Annotated in this window: 24 protein-coding genes; 12 read left to right on the top strand and 12 right to left on the bottom strand. The window is 39.3% G+C overall.

The window, feature by feature from the left end:
- Nucleotides 1-3: 3 nt before the first annotated feature.
- Genes HMPREF1534_RS05155 through HMPREF1534_RS05125 form a run of 7 tightly spaced genes read left to right on the top strand, consistent with a single transcriptional unit; the run spans nucleotide 4 to nucleotide 7606 of the window.
- Complete coding sequence (locus tag HMPREF1534_RS05155) at nucleotides 4-1113, top strand: saccharopine dehydrogenase NADP-binding domain-containing protein (protein WP_004292658.1); 1110 nt, start codon at nucleotides 4-6, stop codon at nucleotides 1111-1113.
- Nucleotides 1097-1903 carry a hypothetical protein gene (locus HMPREF1534_RS05150; RefSeq protein WP_004292659.1) on the top strand — a complete coding sequence of 269 codons (807 nt, stop codon included), beginning with the start codon at nucleotides 1097-1099 and terminating at the stop codon, nucleotides 1901-1903. The genes HMPREF1534_RS05155 and HMPREF1534_RS05150 overlap by 17 nt, the downstream gene beginning before the upstream one ends.
- Nucleotides 1893-2687: a methyltransferase domain-containing protein gene (locus HMPREF1534_RS05145; RefSeq protein WP_005942640.1), complete on the top strand. Its 795-nt coding sequence runs from the start codon at nucleotides 1893-1895 to the stop codon at nucleotides 2685-2687. Before HMPREF1534_RS05150 ends, HMPREF1534_RS05145 begins: the two co-directional genes overlap by 11 nt.
- Nucleotides 2684-3361 (top strand): methyltransferase, encoded by a 678-nt coding sequence (locus HMPREF1534_RS05140; RefSeq protein WP_004292663.1) that lies wholly within the window; start codon nucleotides 2684-2686, stop codon nucleotides 3359-3361. Before HMPREF1534_RS05145 ends, HMPREF1534_RS05140 begins: the two co-directional genes overlap by 4 nt.
- Nucleotides 3358-4053 (top strand): methyltransferase family protein, encoded by a 696-nt coding sequence (locus HMPREF1534_RS05135; protein WP_005942642.1) that lies wholly within the window; start codon nucleotides 3358-3360, stop codon nucleotides 4051-4053. The genes HMPREF1534_RS05140 and HMPREF1534_RS05135 overlap by 4 nt, the downstream gene beginning before the upstream one ends.
- 7 nt (nucleotides 4054-4060) lie before the next feature.
- Nucleotides 4061-5857: an ABC transporter ATP-binding protein gene (locus HMPREF1534_RS05130; protein ID WP_004292668.1), complete on the top strand. Its 1797-nt coding sequence runs from the start codon at nucleotides 4061-4063 to the stop codon at nucleotides 5855-5857.
- 6 nt (nucleotides 5858-5863) lie between these two features.
- Nucleotides 5864-7606, top strand: coding sequence for an ABC transporter ATP-binding protein (locus tag HMPREF1534_RS05125; protein ID WP_004312237.1), 1743 nt, complete (start codon nucleotides 5864-5866; stop codon nucleotides 7604-7606).
- Nucleotides 7607-8430: 824 nt separating this feature from the next.
- Here HMPREF1534_RS05125 and HMPREF1534_RS05120 read toward each other — a convergent pair.
- Nucleotides 8431-9306, bottom strand: a complete 876-nt coding sequence (locus tag HMPREF1534_RS05120) for an HNH endonuclease family protein (protein ID WP_005942644.1) — start codon at nucleotides 9304-9306, stop codon at nucleotides 8431-8433.
- 18 nt (nucleotides 9307-9324) lie between these two features.
- Nucleotides 9325-10647: an AAA family ATPase gene (locus HMPREF1534_RS05115; protein ID WP_005942646.1), complete on the bottom strand. Its 1323-nt coding sequence runs from the start codon at nucleotides 10645-10647 to the stop codon at nucleotides 9325-9327.
- Between the two features lie 2079 nt (nucleotides 10648-12726).
- On the opposite strand from HMPREF1534_RS05115, the gene HMPREF1534_RS05110 reads away from it, so the two are divergent.
- Both HMPREF1534_RS05110 and HMPREF1534_RS05105 read left to right on the top strand, forming a co-directional pair.
- Entirely contained in the window at nucleotides 12727-13686 is a 960-nt protein-coding gene (locus HMPREF1534_RS05110; RefSeq protein ID WP_005942649.1) for a tyrosine-type recombinase/integrase, read from the top strand.
- A 135-nt stretch (nucleotides 13687-13821) separates the two neighbouring features.
- Nucleotides 13822-14685: a toprim domain-containing protein gene (locus HMPREF1534_RS05105; protein WP_005942651.1), complete on the top strand. Its 864-nt coding sequence runs from the start codon at nucleotides 13822-13824 to the stop codon at nucleotides 14683-14685.
- 96 nt (nucleotides 14686-14781) lie between these two features.
- Here HMPREF1534_RS05105 and HMPREF1534_RS0119185 read toward each other — a convergent pair whose 3' ends face one another.
- The 3 genes from HMPREF1534_RS0119185 to HMPREF1534_RS05095 all read right to left on the bottom strand — a co-directional run bounded on the left by HMPREF1534_RS0119185 (nucleotide 14782) and on the right by HMPREF1534_RS05095 (nucleotide 16639).
- Complete coding sequence (locus HMPREF1534_RS0119185; RefSeq protein WP_026231484.1) at nucleotides 14782-15561, bottom strand: DUF4121 family protein; 780 nt, start codon at nucleotides 15559-15561, stop codon at nucleotides 14782-14784.
- A 485-nt stretch (nucleotides 15562-16046) separates the two neighbouring features.
- The gene (locus tag HMPREF1534_RS05100; protein ID WP_005942654.1) at nucleotides 16047-16349 is read right to left on the bottom strand and encodes a helix-turn-helix domain-containing protein; all 303 of its coding nucleotides are present in this window, start codon (nucleotides 16347-16349) and stop codon (nucleotides 16047-16049) included.
- Nucleotides 16346-16639: a helix-turn-helix domain-containing protein gene (locus HMPREF1534_RS05095; RefSeq protein ID WP_005942656.1), complete on the bottom strand. Its 294-nt coding sequence runs from the start codon at nucleotides 16637-16639 to the stop codon at nucleotides 16346-16348. Before HMPREF1534_RS05095 ends, HMPREF1534_RS05100 begins: the two co-directional genes overlap by 4 nt.
- Before the next feature lie 208 nt (nucleotides 16640-16847).
- On the opposite strand from HMPREF1534_RS05095, the gene HMPREF1534_RS05090 reads away from it, so the two are divergent.
- From HMPREF1534_RS05090 to HMPREF1534_RS05080, 3 genes are all read left to right on the top strand, one after another.
- A complete protein-coding gene (locus HMPREF1534_RS05090) occupies nucleotides 16848-17684 on the top strand; it encodes a phosphoribosyltransferase (RefSeq protein ID WP_005942659.1) in 837 nt (278 codons plus the stop codon).
- A gap of 236 nt (nucleotides 17685-17920) precedes the next feature.
- Complete coding sequence (locus HMPREF1534_RS05085; protein ID WP_005864565.1) at nucleotides 17921-18214, top strand: helix-turn-helix domain-containing protein; 294 nt, start codon at nucleotides 17921-17923, stop codon at nucleotides 18212-18214.
- A 56-nt stretch (nucleotides 18215-18270) separates the two neighbouring features.
- On the top strand, nucleotides 18271-18975 hold the full coding sequence (locus tag HMPREF1534_RS05080; RefSeq protein ID WP_005942662.1) for an NYN domain-containing protein: 705 nt from the start codon (nucleotides 18271-18273) through the stop codon (nucleotides 18973-18975).
- An 83-nt stretch (nucleotides 18976-19058) separates the two neighbouring features.
- Here HMPREF1534_RS05080 and HMPREF1534_RS05075 read toward each other — a convergent pair whose 3' ends face one another.
- From HMPREF1534_RS05075 to HMPREF1534_RS05045, 7 genes are read right to left on the bottom strand one after another with little or no spacing between them, the layout of a single operon-like run.
- Nucleotides 19059-19850: a PRTRC system ThiF family protein gene (locus tag HMPREF1534_RS05075; RefSeq protein ID WP_005942665.1), complete on the bottom strand. Its 792-nt coding sequence runs from the start codon at nucleotides 19848-19850 to the stop codon at nucleotides 19059-19061.
- A complete protein-coding gene (locus tag HMPREF1534_RS05070) occupies nucleotides 19847-20548 on the bottom strand; it encodes a prokaryotic E2 ligase family D protein (protein WP_005942668.1) in 702 nt (233 codons plus the stop codon). Before HMPREF1534_RS05070 ends, HMPREF1534_RS05075 begins: the two co-directional genes overlap by 4 nt.
- Nucleotides 20549-20558: 10 nt before the next feature.
- Nucleotides 20559-21668 carry a hypothetical protein gene (locus HMPREF1534_RS05065; RefSeq protein ID WP_005942671.1) on the bottom strand — a complete coding sequence of 370 codons (1110 nt, stop codon included), beginning with the start codon at nucleotides 21666-21668 and terminating at the stop codon, nucleotides 20559-20561.
- Nucleotides 21669-21704: 36 nt separating this feature from the next.
- Nucleotides 21705-21926: a PRTRC system protein C gene (locus tag HMPREF1534_RS05060; protein ID WP_005942675.1), complete on the bottom strand. Its 222-nt coding sequence runs from the start codon at nucleotides 21924-21926 to the stop codon at nucleotides 21705-21707.
- 21 nt (nucleotides 21927-21947) lie between these two features.
- Complete coding sequence (locus HMPREF1534_RS05055) at nucleotides 21948-22928, bottom strand: PRTRC system protein E (protein ID WP_005942677.1); 981 nt, start codon at nucleotides 22926-22928, stop codon at nucleotides 21948-21950.
- Between the two features lie 19 nt (nucleotides 22929-22947).
- Nucleotides 22948-23157, bottom strand: coding sequence for a hypothetical protein (locus tag HMPREF1534_RS05050; RefSeq protein WP_005942679.1), 210 nt, complete (start codon nucleotides 23155-23157; stop codon nucleotides 22948-22950).
- 18 nt (nucleotides 23158-23175) lie between these two features.
- A complete protein-coding gene (locus tag HMPREF1534_RS05045) occupies nucleotides 23176-23388 on the bottom strand; it encodes a hypothetical protein (RefSeq protein ID WP_005942681.1) in 213 nt (70 codons plus the stop codon).
- Nucleotides 23389-23608 lie beyond the last annotated feature (220 nt).

Below are 23608 nucleotides of genomic sequence, written 5' to 3' on the forward strand. Positions count from 1 at the left end.
ATTATGGTTTATAATAAATATATAGGAATAATAGGTGGAACTGGAACAATTGGTTCTATTATAGTTAAATATTTATTACAACTACAAACTCACTTCCATGTTTTAATTGGTGGTAGGAGATCCATAAAAGAAATATCTATGTCTACATTTTATAATAGTGAGCGACTTAAGTATAACCAAATGAACTATAACAATGATGTAGAATTGGATAATTTTTGTTCTCAATGTTTGTTGGTTATTAATGCTGTTGGACCTTCATTTAAAATAAATGACAAGATTGCCTTACATGCATTAAGAAATAATTGCCACTACATCGATATAGGAGGATATGGCATTTTGCGTGATTTATTAAAACCATATGAAAAAAGCATTGAAGCTCAGAAACTTTGCTTTATTATAGGTGTTGGTTGGATGCCTGGTATTTCAGGCGTATTTTCTAAAACTATTATAGAGACTCATTTAAACAGCCCAGAAAATACTAATTTTAATATCTATTATGGTGCTGTTGATAATTGGTCATATAGTTCAACTTATGATCTGGCAGCATCATCTATGGGAAAAACACGTTCCTATGTTTATTCTCATGGAAAGGAAATACAGGTGTCTCCTTTTCGATATACACATCACAAATTTTTTCCTTTCATTGGACATAAAAAAATATGTATGCCATCATTTGACGAACAATTAACTCAATTGGCTACTTCTTTAAAACAAATAAGAAAGATATCAACATTCATTATGCTAAATGACTATATCTCAATGGGGAAGTTTATGTTTATAAAGATCTTTTATAAACATAATTTAAATAAAGCAACACTTATGTTGCAAGATGATTATCAACGTCTCGTTAAGAAAGAGAATAAGTGGGGAAGTGTAATTTGTCAAGTTTCTAAAATAGAGCCAGAAAGAAAGATAGATACCTTTTACTATTTATATACAAAAAATAATTTATTATATACTGCATTACCTGCTGTTATTACTACTCAATACATTTTAGAAGGTAAAACAAAAATAGGATTAAATTGTCTTTGTGACTCTTTGAATTGCCAATCTTTTATGTCGGATTTAGACTTTTACGGAATAAAATATTCATATTATGAACATAAAAATTAAAAAGAAAATTCTTGTGTGTATGTTGTGGTTATGTGCCATAGCATGTTTCACTGGTTTTCCCTGGATATTTTTCTCATGGGATGTAATTCACTCTTACATGGGAATCCATGATATACCATCAGACTTGACAATTGTCTTGTTTCGAGAAGAATGTTTGTTCTTCGGTTTTTTCTGTATTTATTTTCTCTTTCTTAGAAATATCGAAAAATATAAAGGACTTATTAGCTTCTGTTCTTTCTTAGTCGCATTTATGGGTGGTTTTATGTACTTGCTAAAACTTCAAACAGGGATTGTACATATATCATCAGATTATGAACCTTTTATTTGGCTTATAATTGGAAGTTTCATATTTTATTTAAATCATAGTATTAATGGTATAGCACCAAAGAAACAAAAACTTCCCGTTTTAAGTTGTTTATTCCAAGTGCAGGCAGGAGTATTGCTATTGAACATTGTAAATATTTTAGTCCCCGAACAGACTTGGGAAATAATGTTCAATATTTCTTATTCTACAGTTTCACCTTATGATAAATATACATTTGGAATGATAAGTGGTTTTACTGCTTTCTCTTCTATTATTATATATTATATCAGTAATAGGATTCTTTTTTTTATGAATTTATCTAAAGCGATTCTCATTTTCTCTTTTCTTTATTTCTTAGGTTTCTTTGTGTGGGGAAACTTTAGTGAGTTGTATAAACCTCTATTTATTTTATATGTAGTATTAGTTGAGATTTTAAATATTGTAGGAATTAATTATATATTTAAAAGGAGGATATATGAGAAATAAAGAAGGGCTAGTCGATGATTTGATAACATCAATTCCAGGAGAATGGAAATTTGATGAACAAGTATCACAACATTTCGACACTCATGTAAGAAAAAGTGTCCCATTGTACGAGGAAGTACAAAAGGCTGTTATCGAAATAAGTGAATGGTTTATTAGAGACAATAGTGTTGTATATGATTTAGGTTCCTCTACAGGAGAAACCATTTCTCTTTTATTACAAAAGCATTCAAGAAAAAAGAATGTGAGATTCATCGGAGTCGAAGAAAGTTTACCAATGATAGAGATTGCAAGAAAAAAATGTAGTAGCGAATTAGTTCAATTTCTACAACAACATATAGAGGAAATAAATGAATTTGCTAATATAGATTTAGTTTTATCATTGTATACGTTACAGTTTTTACCTTTATGGAAAAGAAAAAAAGTCTTACAACGGATATATAATGGATTAGTAGAAGGTGGAGCTTTTATATTTGTAGAGAAAATAAGGGCGGAAAATTCACTGTTTGAGGATATATGGAATGACTTGTATTGGGATTTTAAGCAAGAAAATGGTTTGAATGAACAACAAGTTATAAAAAAGGCTCAAAGTTTGAGAGGCGTTTTGATTCCATTGAGTCTTACAGAGAATTTGAGTCTACTATCTGATGTCGGTTTTCAATGTATGGATACTTTTATTAAATGGCACAATTTTGCAGGAATTATAGCTGTAAAAATGCCTTCGAAAAATGATATAGAAGAAAATACTTATTTAAATACAGATAAAAATAATAAAATACAGCAATGAATACAAAGTTGATAATTCACATAGTAATTAGTTTGATCTCATTAAGTGGATTAATTGTTTATTATTACGCATTTCTACTAGGTTACAAAAAACATAATTCTCAATTAAAAAAACAATCAAAGCTTCCGGAAAAGTTATATTTTATGAGCACTTATCCAGCACTCATATGGTATGTATTACCCTTTATAGAGCAACCAAGGATGCATGGAATATATGACTGGTTAAATGGCGAATTTGTTTTTTTTAATGTTTTGTATATTCCAGTTTCTTTTCTGTTGTTTGTATATTTCTTTGGCATTTGGGGTAAAAAGTCTGTTTCTCAAAATATTGAAGCTACTAAAAGTGCATTTTATGCCCCAAGTAAATTGTTAACAGAAGGAATATATGCAAGAGTTCAACATCCAATGATCATAGGGGATATATTAGGACATTTTTCTTTGGTGTTATTAACAGGTGGAATCTACACTTGCATTTTATTCCCTATATATGTATTTATAGATCTCTTTATGATAAAAATACAGGTTAAGTATTCTTTAGAACCATATTATAAATCAGAACTTATAGTTTATAGAAAGAAAACCCCTGTTCTCCTTGATCAAAAACTATTATTTATAGTTTTATTTATGGCATTGTTGGTTATTTGTAATTTTTTAAATTATACAAAAATAATATGATTTATTTTAGCTGGGCCACCCAAATTATTTTGGCCATAATTTCATTTCTTTGGTTGATTCCTTATTATATAGCATTTAAGGTTGGGAATCGTAAATATATGTCTAAAACACTAGATTTATCTTGCAATAATAGATATACATTAATGTATTATTCGGGCTTTTTTATATCTATTCTTTGGTATATTATGCCCTTCTTAAATCAACCTCGCTTCAAACTAAACATTTTTTCTTTGTTTGACATAAAAGTAATACTGTTGGAAAATGTTCTTTACAATATTATCCTTATTGCATTAATTGGATATTTTATGTCTATTTGGGGTACTAAAGTGGTAAATTGTAATCTGCAAGCAACCAAAGATAGGTTTTTGCATCCTTCAAAGTTAATAACGGAAGGTCCCTATAAAAAAGTGAGAAATCCGATGATAATGGGAGATCTATTTTGTCATTTAAGTTTTATTCTTCTGCTTGGAGCCATACATACATTATGTTTATATATAATTTATATATGTATTAATCTTGTAATTGTATATATAGAAAATAAATATTCATTATGTATACATTTCAAGAAAGAATATGAAGAATATGCTAAAAAAACTCCAGCTTATATGAATCAGGAATTATGGCTGTTTGCTATTTTTTACTTGGTAATTATTGTGACAAATATTTGTCTAACTACGACAATATATATTTAAATAAATAATGAAGAAAAAAGAAGGATTATCTAGGTTACTGGAAATTGCGGGAGAAAAAAAAAGTTTATTGCTTTTCTCCGGGTTATTTTCCGCTATAAGTGCATTATGTATACTTATACCATTTTGGTCTATATATGAAATATTAAAGGAATTGCTTGTTCATGCTTCTGATTTATCTACGATAGATTCTGAGCTAATGATCAGTTGGGGGTGGCTTGCTTTTATTGCTTTGATTGTGGGTGTACTATTTTTGTATGCGGGATTAATGTTATCTCACATAGCCGCCTTTCGTATTTTATATGGGTTAAAAATAAAACTTTCAGAGCATATAGGTCAGTTGTCTTTGGGATATTTAAATTCGACATCTATCGGTTGTATAAAGAAAATCATGGAACAAAATGTCGAAAAAATAGAGCATTTTATAGCTCACACTATTCCCGATTTGGTGAATGTGTTTGCAACCATAACTTTTATGTTTATTATCTTTTTTTCTTTAAATGGTTGGATGGCATTCACCGCTCTATTATGCATACTTTTAAGTATAGGAATGCAATTTTCTAATTTTGTAGGGAAAAGAGCTACTGCACTTACGAAAATCTATTTTGATGTCCAAGAACGCATGAGTGCTTCAGCTGTTCAATATGTGAGAGGTATGCCAATTATAAAGATATTTGGACAAAGTATACGTTCTTTTCGGCAGTTCAATGCCGAAATCGAAGCGTATAAAACATTTGCTTTAAAATGCTGTAATAACTATCAAAATGGTATAATTGCATTTATTATTCTGTTGAATTCAATAGTCACGTTTATTCTTCCTGTAGGAATATTAATAATGACCTCTGATCCTAAAAACATCTCATTAGCTGCAATTTATCTTTTTTTCATCGTGATGGGGCCCGGAGTAGCTTCCCCTGTATATAAACTCGCATTTTTAGCTTCAGGAACTGTAGAAATTAATGAAGGAGTAAAACGTATAGACAAAATATTTGAGGAAAAAAAACTATGTGAACCAGTTGTTCCTCAAATACCTCAGACGTATGATATTGAATTCAGAAATGTAAGTTTTGCTTACGAAGATAGAGAAAATATGACAAAGACAGAAGCGCTGAAGGATATCTCTTTTATCGCTCGACAAGGTGAAGTAACAGCTCTGGTTGGACCTTCTGGGTCAGGGAAGTCAACAATAGCCAATCTCATTCCTCGCTTTTGGGATGTTTCCTCTGGAGAGATTTTAATAGGGGGAATAAACATAAAAAATATTTCCTCACCCCAATTATTGGAGATCGTGTCTTTTGTATTCCAAGATACGTTTCTTTTCAATGATACCATATATGCCAATATTACAGCAGGAAATACTCAAGCTAGTTTATCGGATGTTATACAAGCTGCTCAAGCTGCCCAATGTGATGATTTTATTCGAAGTCTTCCTAAAGGATATGATACGATTGTCGGAGAGAGAGGCGTTTTTCTTTCTGGAGGAGAGGCACAACGAATTTGTATAGCTAGGGCTATTTTACGAAATTCTCCTATTTTAGTATTAGATGAAGCAACAGCTTTTGCTGACCCAGAAAATGAATATAAAATACAACAGGCCTTACAAAAGTTAATAAAAGGTAAAACTGTTATTATCATAGCTCATAGATTGTCTTCTATCACCTCTGCTCATCAAATTCTTGTTTTTAAGGAAGGATGTTTAGTTCAAAAAGGAAGACATGACGAACTTCATGTTACTACAGGCATATATAAAAATATGTGGAATGCTTATATAAATGCACATAACTGGAAGTTAAATCTAAAAAAATGAAATAATATGATTACAAAGGCTATAAAACATATTACTATAGGACAAACCAAACGTTTATACAAGCCTGTGGGGTATACAATGCTTGCAAACTTTATAAATATAGTTCCCTTTTGTCTTTCAATAGAAGTTATAAATACCCTTTTTAAAGCTTTTGATGGAACTGGAACTCCTCTAAACATATCTAAATTATGGGGGCTGATTGTGATAATGTTTGTATACATAATTTTTATGATTTTTGGAGAAAAGAAATCCTATAATGCAAATTTCCGGGAAGCATACAATATTAGTGCAGAAGGTCGTATTGCTTTAGCCGAACATTTACGCAAGTTGTCATTAGGTTTTCTTTATAAAAAAGATTCTGGAGAATTATCTTCCATGTTAATAACTGATTTTGCTATGACAGAACAAGGGATGTCGCACCATCTTCCTCAATTGCTTGGTGCACTGGTCATGCCTATTTTTGCTTTTTTAGGTTTATTGTTCGTAGATTGGCAGATGTCTATTGCTATGTTTTTATCCCTTCCTATTTCTTTTTTAATACTTATTTTCACTTCTAGTATTCAAAAGAAACTAGGGCAAACTCAAATTCTGGCTAAAATACGTGCCAGTAGCAGAATGGAAGAATATTTACAAGGTATACGTGTTATCAAAGCATATAATATGACTGGAATAAAGTTCATCCGTTTACAGGAAGCATTTAATGATCTCAAACGTGCGAATATCAAAACAGAAGCTCTGATTGGACCTATTGTCATGTTGTCTGTAACCCTTCTTCGTATGGGACTTACTTTGATGATATTATGTGGTACATACCTTTTAATTGGAGGAAAACTTTCTGTTGCTATTTTTGTGATGTTCCTTATCGTTGGCTCCAGAGTTTTTGACCCACTAACATTAGCACTAATCAATCTTGCAGAATTCCGTTATTATTCTATTGCAGGTGAACGTATTTTGAATTTACTAAATGAACCAGAAATGTCAGGAACACAAGATGCTCCGGAACAAGGAGATATTATATTTAGAAATGTATCTTTTGGGTATAATGATAAATATATCCTACATGATATAAGTGTTACAATGAAACAAGGTTCTTTAACTGCTATAGTTGGGCCTTCTGGAAGTGGAAAAAGTACATTGATGAAACTTTGCGCTCGGTTTTATGATCCTGATAAAGGTGTAATATTATTAGGTAACAAAAATATACGAGAGATTGATCCTGAGAAACTTATGCAACGCATTTCAATGGTATTTCAGGACGTATATTTATTTCAGGATACCATAAAGAATAATATTCGATTTGGTAAAGAGAATGCTACAGATAATGAGATAATAGAGGCGGCTAAAAAAGCTCAATGTCATGATTTTATAATACATTTACCTCAAGGATATGATACAATGATAGGTGAAGGTGGATGTACCTTATCTGGAGGAGAAAAACAGAGAATCTCAATTGCACGTGCTATATTAAAAGATGCTCCTGTAATTTTATTAGATGAAGCAACAGCTTCTTTAGATCCAGAAAATGAAGTGGAAATACAGTATGCAATCAATTCTTTAATACAAGGTAGAACTGTTATAGTTATAGCGCATAAACTAAAAACAATAAGTGATGCTGATAAAATTATTGTTTTAGATGGTGGAAATATTATAGAACAAGGGACACATGAACAATTATTAAAAGATGAGGGATTATATGCTCATTTATGGGATATTCAAGAAAAATCCTGTAATTGGAAAGTAAATGTATAGAGATGGCATAAGGAAAATCAAAGCCGACTCCGGAGCTTTTTGGGGGGAGGCGGTTTGGCGGCGTTTCCGCCGTTAAACCGTCCTGTTTTCGTTTAACGAAAAGACAACTTGCTGTTTGCAGGAGCAGACCACGTTTATCCAATAATTATTGTGTATCAGCCCATTGTATGGCTATTCTCCTGTGATTTTCGGGGCATTTCCATCAAATATTTGCCGACAGCTCTCCCCATTAAAGGGTGGATATCTCTCCATAATTATGTGACTTACGCTCATAATTCAGGAATAAGGAGACGAATATACGGGAAATCTGTCCTTTATATACCCTATTGTCCATTAATGGATTGTTACTTTCACACATCTACAAATGGAGAGTGGCAGTGAGTCGTATATGCTTCATGGTTTTTCTGCATTATCTCCATTAATGCGTACATTTGTTTATATTCAAATGAGAGCATTTGCTACAACGTACAAATAAATTATATCATTGTTGCTTTTTTGTTATCCATTCTAATAAAGTAAGAATTAATTCGCTTATTTATAATGTGATAATGTGTTTAGTAGGTTAGTCTACCACTAGGATAAAGCCAGACGGGAGCATTCTCTATTGGTAGTCTGTGTCATATTTTCGATTCATTTCAAAACAGCTGGAGTGATAGCTTGTGGGTGATAGCATGAATGGGATATTTTGGAACGATTCGACAATTTTAGCTCTATCTGACAATGATACGGTTGATAATAGTTTCTGTATTCCTATTTTTATCTCCATTCAGATTGTTCTTTGTGACGTCAAGGAGGCAAACTGCACCATTAAGAAGATTGCATATTTATTGTGTGAAGTATTCATAAAACCAAAAATATTCACATAATAAGGACCAGTATATAGGGTGTTTAATGCGGTTTACGACATTAAGTGGAATACCACTGTCTATCATAATATTTTTTCGTAAAGGTTCATCACTAATAGCAGCCTTTACTTGCTCTACACTGTATATACTGCTCGTAGCTATATGATACCAGGTTTGTCGAATGATTCTTAAACGTTCATGCTCCAATGCTAAATCCTCAATGGTATTGGATAGTTCAATCTGACGCTGGGAGGACTTGACTATTTTCGATATGCCAATAGTTCCATTTTTATTGTATATAATTAAATCGTTTATATTAGGAATAAAAAATAATGGGACAATCAATTTATTTCCTCTATGCTCATTACAGCATAAATGCATTTTAGAAGGATATAATTTTTTCTCCTTGTCTTCATCAATGAAAAGACTACCATCGCATGACAATACTAGGTTTTCATAAGCGCAAAAATGAGGATATGGTGGTCCGCTGCGCCATTTTCGTCTTGTACCGTTTAGATGTTTGTAAACGACATTTTGTTTAAAATTCTTATTAAGCCGTTTATAATAATTAATCTTCTTAAAATCTATCTTGTTTTGTTTGGTTACAGAGTTATGAGGCATCACATGTTCTAAGGAAATGTGTTGATTTACTTCCATATGCCTCATGCAATAACAGCAGAATCCATTCTGTTCCCTGTAAAGCAATTTCTCCATTTCATGATTTCTCTTAAATGAAGCATAAGTGCAATTTACATATTGTCCATCTTGTTCACTCCACGCTTCACATAGGAAACGATTTACAATTTGGTGACCTTTACGCCGCCTTCCTTTATTATGCTTATCAATCCAAAACATATATCTAATGATGCGAGGTTATTCTTCCTTCCATTTATTGATTAATTGCGATGCTTTTTTTTCTCCCACCATTTTTTCTAATTCCTTGCGTCTCATGTTTAGTAGTTGTGTATTTTCCATTTGTATAGCTCTTTTTATTGCCATTTGTAGAAATTCCATCTCCTCGTTTCTAGGAGCTCCTCCCATCCAATCCAGTAATACATCATCGTAATCAATACCAAAAAGGTCTGGCAATTCATGCGGTTGCTTCTCTCCAGCTACAAGTCTGAATATTTTATTTTGTTTCTCGTCCGATGACAAGTTGCTTACTATTAATGGAGAGTGGGAAGTCATTATGAATTGTAATTTTGGGAATGTCTGTGTAAACCGTTTTACAATTTCTGTTTCTAACGAAGGGTGTAAGTGCAAATCAATTTCGTCTATCATAACTAATCCTGTAGGTTCTACATCTACTCGCCTGTTTAACAAATAAGCCCGGTATGCCAGATCTAAGACAATGGAATATAACCGTTTATATCCGGCTGGAAGTCTGTCAAATTTGATTTCCTGTTCTGATTTTAGACGAAGCCACAGTTCTGGTTTTTGTTCTTCATCAAATAAATAGAAAAGACGATCTATCTCAAAAGCAGTATCGCATATATCACGATTAAGTACTAGAGAAAACTGCGTCAACTTTTTAGTAACAAATGCAACTTCATTACGTGTGAATGTGTCTGTATCATCATCTAGCTGTTTTAGTTTAGCCATTGAATTTAATAGTCGTCGTTGCCATATTTCCACACATGCTGTTTCATTATCCCATTGGTAATAGCCAAAGTTGCGTAATGTTTTTCCATTTGCAGCCATCTGTTGCTTGGCAAAGGAGGATATATTTGTGAGTGTATGCGGAAAAGAATCCGAAAAATATGCGAGTAATGGCAATTCATCGTATTTCCTATACAATTGCATCAGATGTTGATAAGCAGGCCTATAGCGTGATGGATTAAGTGAAGATCCACTAGTTGAACGGCGATACATATCCCATTCTATATTTTCTCCTTGAAAAGTTATTTGTCCATGAAAATTGGCATCAGCAGTTACATCCTCTGAATCTTTTCTTCTATGAAATTCATCATATTTGATGGATTTCATTTTTAAATCAGGATTTCCTGCCGACAAGAAGTCATCCCCCATTGAACGATCATTCGTAAACATAAAATAAAGCGAGTAAACCATAGCTCTAATGAGTGTGGTCTTTCCAGCACCATTGCGTCCGATAATAATGGACACACTAGGTGCAAACTGTATATCGAAATGGTCGAAACACAAGAAATTGTCTATAGAGAGTTTTTGATACAACATAAAATTTCATGTTTTTGGAGTACTATTGCAAATATAGAGATAAAAAATTAGAAAACAAAGGATTCAATAATGTAATCTTCGTGAGGTGATAACCATCAGAGAGTCAGGTTTAAGAGCTTTATGTTTCAGATTTCATTACACTTCTTCAACATAGCTTTACGTATCATTGTCTAAATATTGATGTTGGTTTACTTGGTTTCTGATATTCATTTATATAAATTTGCAACATGAATAACTGATAACTTAATATTATGGTTGATACCCAACATGTAAGAACACAGGTTGGAAATTCAGCTTTCTATAATAAAGTTGAAGAAATTTGGTAATTTTGCGTTCCAAGGCACTAATAAACCAACTCACACTGATATAAAAATAAATACAAATGTGAAAATATATATCCTGATAAAGTACAGGAAGCGGGTTCTGGAGGATATGATGTTATCCTCTCTTGAAAAATATAATATGGTGATAGGACTGCTGAAACTTACTAACAGTTAGCAACATATAACGATTCTATTTTAGAGTATCTCTCTTCAGCAGCAAATACGTTTGACTGTGTTTTGCGTGTAGTTAATAACATTAATTCTTATGTTTATCAATCAGCTCAATTCGAATGGAGTAGGTTTTATAATCGTGATTGACGATCGTAATTGAAGTGTGAATATAGATTAGCAAAGGAAAACCTGAAAAAAATTGGTCATAAAGGTGATGTACAAAAAATTAAATGCTTTAATCAAGTTACAGAGCTTAGGCAAAGACTTTAATCTTATATATTTATAATCGGTATTTTAAATCAATACGAATGACAAAATTTCTCTACTCTCAAATTAAACATATATTCTTTTTTTATGCTTCATTTATTTTGATGAGTAATTGTTTCGGTTTCAACCGCAAATTTTTATGTGTTAGTTTCTTAAATACCAAATGTAAGTGAAAAGGGTAGCTAAACCTGTAATTAATGAAGTAATTAATGAAATAGTTTGTAATATATAATTTGCTCTTTGTCTTCTATTGATTGCACTAGGTAATATGCCACCTATAACAACTATATGAGTAATTGGAATATCTAACAAAACAAGTATAGTTTTATATATACCAACGTTTAGGGTTTTCACAATCATAAATCTTTGGACATCTAATACCAAATAATTGTTTTTGGACATGGTCATTAATGGTAAAGGAGCATTAATCGGAATTAAAACTGACGCTTGAAAAGGTAGACTATCTACCTATGATTTAATAAAACACATATCATTCTTTAAAGCATGAAACAAAAGCTTTTCTACACGTTCCACTTTCTAATTGTATTTAATAAACTAACACATACTATTTAATATTTGAAGCTAAATCATATACAAATCATAATAAATCACCCTATCAAACAGAATATATGTTTATTTTGAGATTAGATATAAGTTGTCAATCATATTGTTTTAATATTCCGATGCTAAATATATAACAGTATTGTCATTGCCGTACCTCTGTGCCTAGTTTTAAGGGTTTATTTTGTCGTGCTTTTCCAAGCAAACCAATCTTTCTCAGGTATTCATATGCAAAACTATATTCATTCCCCAACATTAAATGTCAACCTTTTTTATATACTCGACTCCTTCCGAATAGATCTCCTTGAGATTAATAATAATTAAGCTTACATCTGTCACGAAGAATGCCGTCAAACGTAATTACGGCTGTTAGGAGTATCTCTCAACTAGCATGAGTTTTTAGAGGTTAAGGTTATTATTCATCACTTATACTATCAACATGATATATTATTCAAGATAGAATAAAATGATTTCCAACGGTAACTGCATCTTGATCTTTATCATCCAATTTAATAGTTCATTCGTATACGATTTTCTCTCTGTATGCTTTGGTACATTTGAGCCATGGTATATAGGAATACCAAACTCCTTCAATGGCATTGTAAAACGTTGAAATGCAATCCTGATTTACTTCCTGTTGGGCATAGACGATAATATTAAGTTATCAGTTATTCATTGTAAATATTACATTCTGATTTATAGGTGATTGAATTTGAAATGTAGTTTCTTCGCAGGAAAAACTATAATCCATAAAATTATGATGAAATCGGATATGAGTTATTGCCGGAAGACAGCAGTAGAGCAGGTTATTTCAGATTTTCTTTTCCATTGTCAATATGAAAAGAACTTGAATGAAAAGACAATTTATGCTTATCGTTCTGACTTGTATATGTTTAATAGGTATATTCATGAGTTGTATCCTTCGGTTGTATTTGAGCAGGTGTCAAAAGATATGCTGAAAACGTACCTGCAACATATATCGACTTACAAGCCTAAAACGGTGAAGAGAAAACTGGCATCCCTGAAGGCTCTGTTTAACTACTATGATTTTGAGCACGATGACTTTCTGAACCCTTTCAGAAAATTGCGTATTCGCTTTAAAGAGCCTTATGTTCTTCCAACGGTAATGACGTGCAATGAGGTGAAAGAGATACTTAAATATCTTTACAAATTAAGGGCGGATAATCCTGATACGGGTGGTTATGCCTATAAGGCACAGACAAGAGATATTGCGGTTGTAGAACTTTTATTTGCTACTGGTATCCGCGTTTCCGAATTGTGCGAGTTGTCGTGTGATGCCGTTGACTTAAAGCAGGCAACTATTAAAGTTTTTGGAAAAGGCAGCAAGGAACGGGTCATACAGATTTGTTCGGTGGAGGTGTTAAAAATACTCAGGCAATATCAACGTCTGTTTGCTCCTTCCAAATGTTTTTTCATAAATAGGTTAGGAAACAGGTTGTCCTCACAATCCGTCAGGCTGTTAATCAAGCGATGCCGGGAAGAAATAGGGATTGGGAAAAAAATTACTCCGCATACTTTCCGCCACACTTTTGCCACATTATTGTTGGAAGAGGATGTGGATATCAAATACATCCAGAATTTGTTGGGGCATAGCAGTATAACCACCACGCAGATATATACCCATGTCAACATGAATAAACAAAAGAAAATTTTATCCTCCAAGCATCCACGTAAGAAGATGGAAATGGAGGAGTGATGCCTGTTGCCATGTCCATGCCTTGATTAATAAACAGGGTGTCATCTGATGACTTTTGATGACATCTGATGCCATTGCTTTTCATGTTTCAGATATAAAGCGGTTCTTTGCCTAAATCCATGAAAATGAGATGTCATGAACATACAGGAAGCAAAGAACATCAGACTTGTTGATTTTTTAGCCGGATTCGGGCATGAACCGGTAATACAGCGTGGGAACAGCGTATGGTACAAATCGCCCTTCAGGACGGAAAAGGAGGCCTCTTTCAAGGTAGACCTCCATAAGGAACTATGGTATGACTTCGGTCTGGGGAAGGGAGGGGATATTATAACATTGGCCAAGGAGATTTATCAGACACAGGATGTAAGCCGTGTGTTACGGTGTATTGAGGATAAAAGGACGGTTTTGAAGTCGGTTACTGTCTCCTGCCCTTTTGAAAAAGCGTATCCCGCCTTTCAGGACTTGAAAATCATTCCTCTTGCCAACCGGATACTGCTTGCCTATCTGGAGGAACGGTGCATTGATACGGAAACGGCCCGAAAAGTATGCAAGGAGGCTCATTTTAATCGGAACGGGAAAAATTATTTTGCCATCGCTTTCCCTAATATTTCCGGAGGGTACGAAATCAGGAACAGGTATTTCAAGGCTTGTATCGCTCCCAAGGACATCAGTCGTATCATCAGCTCACCGGAGAGCGGGATTTGCTATATTTTTGAGGGGTTTATGGATTTTCTGTCTTTCAGGCGGGCTTTTCCGTCCTTGGAAGAGGGGGATTATATAGTGTTGAATTCTGTCAGCAACTTACAGAAGGCTTTTTCTTTCCTTGCACGATATGACGGCATCTGTTGCTGTCTGGACAATGATACCGCCGGAAAAAATGCGGTGCAGGCATTAAAGGAGAAATACGGAATCCGTATATGCGATCTCTCGCATGAATATTCCGGATATAAGGACCTGAATGAATATCTGTGCGGGAAAAACAACCGGCTCCATATATAATAGAGGAATTGAAAAGACTATCTGATGGTATGCCCTCGTTTCCTTCCTGCCACACGTGGCAGGAAGCGGGGTGATTTTTTATGTGGCGATCCTGTGTTAATAGTAGAATGTGGTCAGATGAGTTTTATGGTCTTTTACAATCTTTACTTCCTGCATCTGTCCATATATCTCACGCACGGATACCGGACAGTCCATCTTTTCCCATTCTTCCGGGGAAATCCTCATGTCGGAATGCCTGAAACATAGCATGACCATTTCCGGGGAATCCTCTTCTGCGAATATGAAACCTTCATGGTCGTCGACAAATTGCCTGAGTCCATCCTCATCCTTGCAGGATATTTCTCCGGTGTACATGTCCCCGCCCGGCCGGGTGTTTTTGCGGATATGGATTTTGAACCATTCCCGGCTTTCCGGCTGTTCAGGTGCGCCACACTCCCACAGGGCTATTTTCGCATCGTAGTAAACCTCCCCGTTTTCACATGCCCCGTAATGCCCCCAATGCTTGAAACGGCCGGTTGTCCATGCCTTGAACCTTACATCGCCTGCCTTTACCAACACACACTCACCGCCATGCATATCGCATTTGATGCCCTTTTTATCCCGGGACACGAACGGGACACGGGAAAAATTCCGGAGCACGATGTTATCTCCATACACGGCATCTACGAAGAACGGTCGGGAACGTTCACCGTATCCGGAAATAAGGAACAGGCTGTCACCTGTACGGGGATACCGGTCGGAACGTGTCTTTTCGATGTGTTCCACCATTGCGTTCACTTTCTCTATGTCTTCCCGGACAAGCCCGTGCATCCGGTCATACCAGTAGTTCAAGCGGATGAACGTTTCCTTGCAATACTTGTTTTTTGTTTGGATCATGGTCTTTTTCATTTTGTGGTTAAACATGCCCGGCTTTGGTAAAGCCGGTATTTCTTTTCTTATATGCATCCGTTTGTCTTTTGCCCTGATTGTGCAAGGCTTGGCGAAAAAATACCGCAGCGAAGCGAGGATGATTTTTTCAGCCAACCGGTCCAAAGGACCGCCTTGCTCGATCAGGGGCAAAAGGCTACCTTTGCAGGTAAGAAATAGAAATGCGGAACACTGCTTGATTCCAAGGTGGAAAACCTTTATTCCCCAACCTGGATATATCCCCCAAAGAAAATCCACCAAGGAGAATCTGTTTTTAAAAGATTCCTTGGTCCATTTATAGTCAAATGGAAATACATTGCAAGTTCTATTTCCCACAACTATCTGTATTTCAGCTATGGATTGAATTTATTTTTGCAAACCAATTCTGTTTGACTATATCTTACATTGGACAGTATAAGGAAGCACTTAAAGTCAGGATATTCCCCAAACGTACATTACCGGTCATCAAACGCCTCCACCCTGTTTCTTTCCAGCAAAGCAAGGATGTCCTTCTCCTTATATAGTAATTTGCCTCCTATCTTGTAGTAAGGCAGTTTGCCGTTTATCCTGTACTCTGCCAGCGTCCTGCGTGTCAGTTTCAACTGTTCGGCAAGCTCATAGTCCGTAATGTAACGTTCTCCGTTCAGAACCGGACGCAATTTCTCCTCCTGCTTGTGCAGTATTCCGGACAGGATGTCTATGTTCCGGAAAAAACGTACTATCTCAGGGTTTTCTTTAGTCAGCATGGATTGGATCATTGTATTTTTTGGATTACTTGATGAATGTTGTTCTCCATAAAACGGATAATATCCTGACGCTTGTAATACACCTTACGGTCTATATAGCTGTAAGGGATGCTCCTGCTTCTGCGAAGCTGCAACATCTTTCCGGGGGAGACATCCATGAGCATACAAGCCTCCTGGTTGTCAATCCAGTCGTCCATACCATGTGTATCTTTCCCGCATGTCTCACACATTTTTTTGGCAACGGCTTCCAGAGCCTCATTCATTTCCATGAATGTTTTAGCCTCGATACAAACAAACTCCATAAACTTTACTTTTTTGTCAGATACGAAAATATGGAAGAGAAAATTCATTGCCAAAAGGTTGTCACCAAAAGTCACCAGATGTCATCAAATGTCAGGTGCGGATTATTGGAGGACTTTCGAAAAAGAAGAAAGAAGCAGCGGATTTTTATCTCAAAAAGCACTAAATTTATCCCCGACCGGACAATCCGGCCATTCCAAGTAAAACGATATGGAATTGATAATCAATGTAATGGTGCTTTTTGTCGGTATTGCCCTTTGGATGTACGGGCGATATTGGAGAAAGACGTGCGGCAAGGTTCTCTGCCAATATGCGGCGGCCTGCGGTGAACGGGAAGACAGGGAGAAACTGATGCGGTATGCCATTATAGCCGGGAATCCCTATGCGCCCCTGTTGTATGCCTTGACTTATCCGGAACTGTTTGACAAGGCCCGGCCGTTGCGGTTGTTCGCATTCGGAGAAATCCGCTGCGTGTTTGCCGGTTATTATTTTCCACAACGTTTTGAAAGTTGGCTTTGTGACGACCAGTCTGCATTTGTGCAGGAAGTGTATGACTTCAAGGATGGGAAAGATGATTGCACGGAGTATTTTTCTCAGGCATTCCGGATTCTTTCCACCGACAGGGATGTTACGGCTATGTTCATGCCATGCAGCACTTCCTACCGTTATTACAGACGTTTTTCCGGCATTGCCGGTTTTTTGGAAACTCATGGTTATGCCCGGTCAGGACTGGACCTGATATGTATTACAGAAAGCAGGGAGTGCAAGCATACTTCAGAAAAACGTTCCGAAATAAATACCGCCAACTATATGATGTCAAACGCCCTGTATGGGAAGAGGGTCGTGATTGTCGATGACTTGCTGACCAGCGGGACCAGCCTGCTGGAATACGCCCATAACCTGGAAAGGGCCGGTGCCAAAGTGGAGGGTGCCGTATTTCTTGCCAGGACCTTTCAGATGCCTTCGCCGGCAAGAGTAAAACGCCTGGTATGGAAACGCCATCTGCTTGCCCGAATTTGGCGAAAACAGGCGGGGTATTTTCTGTAAATTGTAAAGTTTACATTCGGATTTTACAGTTTTACACTTCAAAAATTTACACTTGTTATCCTCCAACAATAATTTTGAGATTATACAGACTTGATTATCAAAATGATATGATATTCATATAAACAGAAGCGGACAGTACGGCATAGATTTTTCACTAAAGATGGCATATACTCTTGAGAGTGCGCACAAGAAAGGGTATTTCAGTAATAACCTTTAAAATACAGGAGATACATGCCATGATGTATATAGACAATGAAGTGCTCGAGAAAATGATAATGACCATAGTGGAAGGGTTTGACCGCATAGAGAAGAAACTGGACAGGATGGGACGTGTGAAAGAGTTCTTGAACGGTGACGAGCTTTTGGACAACTATGACATAGCCAGGCTGCTCAACGTGTCGCTGCGGACAGTCGCCCGTTACCGGGAAAAAGGACTGATCCGCTATTACCAAACGGATGAGAACGGCAAGAATTTCTACAGGAGTTCGGATATACAGGATTTTTTGCAGAAACGGGGAAAGAAAAACTGAACGGGAGAATGTGGATATGCGGAAGTTGTGCTAACTTTGTCTTATAAACGATTGTTATGAAGACAAATACCAATTCCAGATATGCCGTTGCGGTCCTTATTGACGGGGATAACGCCTCCTTTGAGAAGATGGAGGATATAATGGGCTTTGTTTCCCGTTATGGGGATGCCGTCGTGAGACGAATTTATGGAGACTGGACGAGGAAAGCGCTTTCCGCGTGGAAGGAAACTGCCCGGGAGCATGGATTCAGGCTTGTACAGGCTTCCTCCCATGCTTCCGGAAAGAACACGACGGATATTGCGCTGGTCATAGACGCGATGGATATCCTTCGTGACGGGCGGGCGGACTGTTTCTGTCTGGTAGCCAGTGACGGTGACTACAGCCTGCTTGCCCAACGGATACGGGAAGCCGGATTGAAGGTGCTGGGATATGGGGAGGGCAAGACTCCCGTATCGCTGGTACGGTCCTGTTCCGTGTTCCTGTATGCCGACCGGAAGGAAAACAAGGTTTCGGACAATACTCCCGAATTCTTTATCCGAAGGGACATGGAGTATTTTGACAAGGCTTTTGAGCAAGCGGCTGACGGCAAAGGGGAGGTGTCCCTTTCGCTGATCGGCGGCGCATTGAAAAAAATGATGCCCAAATTCAAGGTCAGGAGATATGGATGCAAGACATTGGGCAAACTTTATGAAAGGCTGGACCGGTACGAGCTGGTCATGACAGACAAGGGAGTGGCAAGTGCCGTGCGGCTGAAAGGCTGAACCGCACGGCGGGAATAATCAGGAACCGTCAGTTTCCTTTTATGCATCCTTGCCATGGCATAAAGGAAACTGACGTTCGTTGTCTATACCGGGATGGGATTTATCCGTAGTGTATCGAGATTGAGATAGGCCCCCCGGTAGAATGTCCTTCCTTCCCTGAGCATACGCCACAGGATGTCGCAGCCGGTTTGTGCCAGTATGGAATTGATGAAAAGGTCCTGCTTCTGCAAGGCTTCCGCCAGCGAGCAGCTCGGCCCCGAATCCTTTTCCTTGATGGTGGAGTAGCGTACCTCTTCGGTAATGACATTCATGCGGGGAACGGGCAGGTATTCGTTGGAGACGGGCTGGAGAATCTTGCCACGGATGTTCCCTATCAGAACCTGTCCGGTGGTCCGGGCATTGCCGAAGTCCATCCAGTATATGGGCGCCCGCTCGTTGTTGGAAGTGTGTTCCCGGTGTTTCTTCAGGAACCGCCAGAGGTTCATCCGGGAGCGGATGTTGTCGGTGCAGGTGACGATGATGTTCGCCAGGGCGGGTTCTTCCCGGTCTGCGGAGGCTTTCAGCGGATAACGCTGCCCCTTTGCCTCCCACGAGAAGCCGAAAAAACGGTTGATGCGGGTTACAAGTGCCGCAGCCTTGTTCAATCCGAGTTCCGATCCGCTGAACAGCTGGCGTCCGATGTTCGCTTCCGTGACGGTATCGGGGTCGAAGACCGTCACGTGCAGTCCCGGATGTCCGAGTGCCTGCAATGCCACGCTCATCCGCGCCAGGCCGGTGGCCACCTGTGAGCCTGTTCCGCCCGCACCGATTACGAAGACGGTCACGGGATGGTAGGGGTTGAGCAGGTACCTGTCTGTATAATGAATCTTTTTCATGCCAGTAAGTCTTTAAGTTGTTTGTTCATGGGTTTCAGTTCGTTCTCGTCAAACGGATTGGCGCGTGCCTTTTCCGTTACCGAGACCAGGTTGCTTTCAGTCGGATTCCTGTTTCCTCCCAGATGGGAGAACTCGCTGAGCCAGAAACGTTTTTCCCAATACTCGAGGAGTTTTGAGAAAGTCATGTCTTCCGGGGGAGTCAACGCGGCGTTTCCCAGACAGACACTGCTGCCCGTGACATTGAAGAAAGGGGCGAGGAAAAGCGGGCTGTTTTCCGCCGGTTTTTCCCCCTTGTAGGAGAAAATGTCCAGCCTGTCACCGGAAACCTTGTAGATCACGCCGGGCACATGGAATGTCCCATCAGGAATATTCAGGCTTCCGGCAAAGAACATCTGCCGTTTTCCCGGAGGATTGTACCAGATGTACCTTTCGTGCCCCTTTCGGGTATCACACCACAGCATGTTGGCGGGGATTTTCCCGTGCGGCACGTTCCGCCGGTCATCCGTATAGGATTCCACCAGGGAGTCCATGAACTCATAGGTGACGGGCATGGCAGCCTCCATCCTGCCCCTGTCATTGATGGGACGCAGTTCGAGGTAATGCATTCCGCTCCCATAGTGGTTCTCATGGTATTCATACGCGATCAGTGCCGCCTTGGGCACCATCACTTGTTGCAATTTATTGGTCAGTTCATTCATATCGTTCATTTTAGAAGTTGTCAGCTATATGTCTTGTAAAACGTGCCAGCCATTTTGAAAGCCTTTCCGGGTAGTCGTCCATTTGGAAGAGACAGTCCGTTTCCGGTGTCAGGAACCTGTATGTGACCGGGGTAAGGGCATAAGTCTCCTGGTAGTCCGAGTTCATGAACCCTTTCATGCATTCAGCCAGCGTGTCATCGGTAGAGTAGACCAGCATGACCTGGCTTTCCATTCCCACCGGGTAAAAATCACGCTCCTCCTCATACGCCCAATCGTACAGGTAATCTGTGAGGCTCGGGCTTTCCGGGGTAATCAGTGCCATACCCTCCCTTATCAATTCCAGCAGTTTTTGTTCCTTCCCCTTTTTTGTCCGGTAATTCCGTACAGCCTCTTCCAGAGAGTTGCAGAACGGTTTTCCCGACATCCGTTTGAGTGCTTTCGCCCGTTTTCCTGACTGGTAGGAATCCGCCAGCCGCCTGTTCGCCCTGATTTCTTTCGGGGAGGCGTCGGAATCCCGGTTTTCCCAGTCTTCCAGTTCCTCTATGGCGAAGTCATAGCAAAACGCCTCGGTGACATTGCAGACTCCGTGATGCCGGACGAATTGCCGGATGAACTCCCTGACAATGTTCCTCAATGGTACGGGAAGCCGTTCCGTAAAGTCGATGGGAATCCAGAACAGCTCGGGTTCCGGCCAGTCGTGATGGCGGAACAGACAGAAATGGAGCCTTCCTTCTTTCTCTTCCAGATTGACACACTCCGGCACGCTCTCGTCCATCGCCTTGTACAGTTCGGTGATTTTCAGACGGGGGCTGCCCCCTTTCCTGTATCGGAAAGGGAGCTTTATACCCATAAGTCCGGCATAGTTCGATGCCGATTGGTAGAGATAGTCAAAATTCTCCGGTGTCGTGAGATTGACCGGGGAACCGTCATATCCGTCTTTATGCCAAAAATCCGGTGCGAGGGGAGGAATTTTATCTGTCAGAAAATCATGACGCTTCCCGGTGGCGGCAGTATCCTCCTTTTTTGTCCCGCTGTTCCTCTTCGGATGTCTGACGGGCCGGCCGAGCGGATAATGAGTTCCGCCAGGTTTTCCTTGGCTGATTCTGATAGCAGTCTGCATGGTTTGTCCTCCTTTTTCTTTCTCTTGCCCATACGCTTATCCTTTCACTCCGATGGTTGTCTTGAAGCGGTAGACCGCCTTGTCCTCCTCCCATTCCGGCCCGTGAACGGTCGCCGTTGTCAGTTCGGGATAGGTCATGGAGTAGAAGTCCATCACCTCGTTTACGGACAGGCTGCTGTCCGGATCGCTCAATACCAGTTCCTTGGAGTCCTTCTTGAATTTGAAAATTCTCTGTAATCCTTTGATTTCAAGTGCCATAATTTTTCTATTTTATAAGGTTCAACAATATACCATGTCCATTTGTGCCATGTCCGTCATGCGGCATTCCTTCGGGAAGTCCGGATATTCCGCGTACGGGTCTTCCCTGAGCATTTCCCGGTCATCCTCGCAGTCCTTGTCGAAGTTGTACATTACAGCCTCCTGCACCGGTGCATACTGTGACGGAGCCGGTTGCATCCATTGCTTTCCGTCTATCTGCGGTTGCGGCATCTGTACCGGTTGATGGAACTGGATACCTTGCGGTTGTGGTGCAGGCTGCGCGTATTGTACGGGCTGCGTTTGCGGCTGTCCGGGATATACTGCCGGTTGAGGCGTTTGCGGTTGTGAGACGGGTTGCGGAACCGGAGACGGCTGCTCGGTCAAGAACATCGGGATTTGCTCTCCGCTCCGGTATTGCGGTGCCGGGGCTGCCACCGGTTGCGATGCAGTTTGTTGTGGAGCCGGCTGTGGCTTGGGCATTGGCGGTTGTTCCATACCGAACAGGCTTCCCTCCGATGCCTTTTTCTGCACTTCCGCCATTTTATCGTCGATTTCCGCTTGCTTGTCCGGAAGTGCCAGCACCTTTGCCTGCTTGAGCCATATCAACGCTTCGGAATAGCGTTTGCCGGTCATGGCATCCTCCGCCTTCTTAAGCAATTTTTCCATCTTTTCCCGTTTCTCGCGGACCTCTTTGGACTCTTTCTCCACCGCAGACCTGGCGGCTTTGCTTTGTGAGGCCGCTTGTTCCGCCTGCTTCTCGAATGTTTCCAGGTTGGTAAGGATGCCCTGCGCTTTCTGTAAAGGTGTGCCGACAGCCTGCAGGAAGCCTGTGTCCAGCTCTTCCGGCGTGCCGTTCAGGATGAGCGGAACGATGCGTTCCCCATCCTTTACTCCTGACCGTCTGGGAACAACGGCCACCGTCAGGTTGTTGTTTACTCGTCTGATGTTGATGCTCAGGTCTGTGCCTGCTGTAATCATTTGGTTGATTGCTTGAAAAAACATAATGGTAAAATTTAAAATGTTATACATGGGTTTCCTTGAAAAAATCCTTCAGGATTCTCTGCCTGTCCGGATTCGATGCGATGCCTTTCAAGGGCTCCAGATAGTAGCCGATACGTTTCGGTCCGTCCGTCGTATCGGGAATCCGTCTTTTTACAGGTCTCACACGGTTTGTGGTGGGCCATGCAGCCGGCATGACCGGAGCCGACGGGGTAAATGTAAAAGTTCTCATATCTTCAGCATTTAATGATTATACAAGCATGCCCATGGCAATCAGGACAAGGATTGTTTTCAGGATGAAGGTGAATGTCCTGAAGATAAGACTGACCAGAGTTCCCGACAAAAGGAACAGGACGAGCAGATACACGGGAATGATACCTTTGCTGTAGAGCAGGCATATTCCTGCAAGCAGAACCAGTGAGACCACTTGTTTGCAGATGTTTTCGATGAGTTGCAGTTTCATGTCTTTAATTTTTTAAGAATGAATAAATAATCCCATCGGGATATGTTTTCCCGATTTTATAGGCCTCCGGCCCTTGGATTGCCTTTTTGCGCAAGGCTTGGCAAAAGAAAATACCGCAGCGAAGCGAGGATGATTTTCTTTTAGCCAACCAAGCCCCCAAGGGGGGCCGCCTTGTGGCAAAAACGAGGCAATCCAAGACCTTTGCCGCTTAAAAGCGGAA

It is taken from the genome of Phocaeicola massiliensis B84634 = Timone 84634 = DSM 17679 = JCM 13223, from assembly GCF_000382445.1.
Classification (GTDB): domain Bacteria; phylum Bacteroidota; class Bacteroidia; order Bacteroidales; family Bacteroidaceae; genus Phocaeicola; species Phocaeicola massiliensis.

Excerpts from the sequence above, each read along its gene's own strand:
- HMPREF1534_RS05155 (WP_004292658.1), top strand. The coding sequence starts at position 4 with ATGGTTTATAATAAATATATAGGAATAATAGGTGGAACTGGAACAATT.
- HMPREF1534_RS05150 (WP_004292659.1), top strand. The coding sequence starts at position 1,097 with ATGAACATAAAAATTAAAAAGAAAATTCTTGTGTGTATGTTGTGGTTA.
- HMPREF1534_RS05145 (WP_005942640.1), top strand. The coding sequence starts at position 1,893 with ATGAGAAATAAAGAAGGGCTAGTCGATGATTTGATAACATCAATTCCA.
- HMPREF1534_RS05140 (WP_004292663.1), top strand. The coding sequence starts at position 2,684 with ATGAATACAAAGTTGATAATTCACATAGTAATTAGTTTGATCTCATTA.
- HMPREF1534_RS05135 (WP_005942642.1), top strand. The coding sequence starts at position 3,358 with ATGATTTATTTTAGCTGGGCCACCCAAATTATTTTGGCCATAATTTCA.
- HMPREF1534_RS05130 (WP_004292668.1), top strand. The coding sequence starts at position 4,061 with ATGAAGAAAAAAGAAGGATTATCTAGGTTACTGGAAATTGCGGGAGAA.
- HMPREF1534_RS05125 (WP_004312237.1), top strand. The coding sequence starts at position 5,864 with ATGATTACAAAGGCTATAAAACATATTACTATAGGACAAACCAAACGT.
- HMPREF1534_RS05120 (WP_005942644.1), bottom strand. The coding sequence starts at position 9,306 with ATGTTTTGGATTGATAAGCATAATAAAGGAAGGCGGCGTAAAGGTCAC.
- HMPREF1534_RS05115 (WP_005942646.1), bottom strand. The coding sequence starts at position 10,647 with ATGTTGTATCAAAAACTCTCTATAGACAATTTCTTGTGTTTCGACCAT.
- HMPREF1534_RS05110 (WP_005942649.1), top strand. The coding sequence starts at position 12,727 with ATGATGAAATCGGATATGAGTTATTGCCGGAAGACAGCAGTAGAGCAG.
- HMPREF1534_RS05105 (WP_005942651.1), top strand. The coding sequence starts at position 13,822 with ATGAACATACAGGAAGCAAAGAACATCAGACTTGTTGATTTTTTAGCC.
- HMPREF1534_RS0119185 (WP_026231484.1), bottom strand. The coding sequence starts at position 15,561 with ATGATCCAAACAAAAAACAAGTATTGCAAGGAAACGTTCATCCGCTTG.
- HMPREF1534_RS05100 (WP_005942654.1), bottom strand. The coding sequence starts at position 16,349 with ATGATCCAATCCATGCTGACTAAAGAAAACCCTGAGATAGTACGTTTT.
- HMPREF1534_RS05095 (WP_005942656.1), bottom strand. The coding sequence starts at position 16,639 with ATGGAGTTTGTTTGTATCGAGGCTAAAACATTCATGGAAATGAATGAG.
- HMPREF1534_RS05090 (WP_005942659.1), top strand. The coding sequence starts at position 16,848 with ATGGAATTGATAATCAATGTAATGGTGCTTTTTGTCGGTATTGCCCTT.
- HMPREF1534_RS05085 (WP_005864565.1), top strand. The coding sequence starts at position 17,921 with ATGATGTATATAGACAATGAAGTGCTCGAGAAAATGATAATGACCATA.
- HMPREF1534_RS05080 (WP_005942662.1), top strand. The coding sequence starts at position 18,271 with ATGAAGACAAATACCAATTCCAGATATGCCGTTGCGGTCCTTATTGAC.
- HMPREF1534_RS05075 (WP_005942665.1), bottom strand. The coding sequence starts at position 19,850 with ATGAAAAAGATTCATTATACAGACAGGTACCTGCTCAACCCCTACCAT.
- HMPREF1534_RS05070 (WP_005942668.1), bottom strand. The coding sequence starts at position 20,548 with ATGAATGAACTGACCAATAAATTGCAACAAGTGATGGTGCCCAAGGCG.
- HMPREF1534_RS05065 (WP_005942671.1), bottom strand. The coding sequence starts at position 21,668 with ATGCAGACTGCTATCAGAATCAGCCAAGGAAAACCTGGCGGAACTCAT.
- HMPREF1534_RS05060 (WP_005942675.1), bottom strand. The coding sequence starts at position 21,926 with ATGGCACTTGAAATCAAAGGATTACAGAGAATTTTCAAATTCAAGAAG.
- HMPREF1534_RS05055 (WP_005942677.1), bottom strand. The coding sequence starts at position 22,928 with ATGTTTTTTCAAGCAATCAACCAAATGATTACAGCAGGCACAGACCTG.
- HMPREF1534_RS05050 (WP_005942679.1), bottom strand. The coding sequence starts at position 23,157 with ATGAGAACTTTTACATTTACCCCGTCGGCTCCGGTCATGCCGGCTGCA.
- HMPREF1534_RS05045 (WP_005942681.1), bottom strand. The coding sequence starts at position 23,388 with ATGAAACTGCAACTCATCGAAAACATCTGCAAACAAGTGGTCTCACTG.